Genomic DNA, 292 nt, shown 5'->3' on the forward strand with positions numbered 1-292 from the left:
CTAGTTCTTCGCTATCTGCTTCTTCACCAGATCGATCTTCTGATCGGTGAGCGGTATCGGCATGGTGTAGCCCGCCTCGGTAAATCCCTGCTTGGCATTCTCGAAGAACTCGATGGCCTTGAGGTATTCAGCCTTGCCGCCACCATAGCTGGCGCGGTTCCAACTCACGTCGCCAAGATTGTTCTGCTCAAAAGCCCACTGCATCGGCTGGCTCTCCCTGGTGAAGACCTTCAGCTTGGCGGTTAAGGCTGCTTGGGCCTCATCAAGATATTTGCCGGTTCGCTGGAGATTG

The 292-nt window shown here is 54.8% G+C and carries 1 pseudogene; it reads right to left on the minus strand.

Annotated features, from left to right (window positions below):
* A pseudogene (locus EN808_RS35850) lies at positions 1-292 on the minus strand (hypothetical protein); the annotation flags it as partial.

Source organism: Mesorhizobium sp. M8A.F.Ca.ET.165.01.1.1 (assembly GCF_004792065.1).
Taxonomy (GTDB): domain Bacteria; phylum Pseudomonadota; class Alphaproteobacteria; order Rhizobiales; family Rhizobiaceae; genus Mesorhizobium.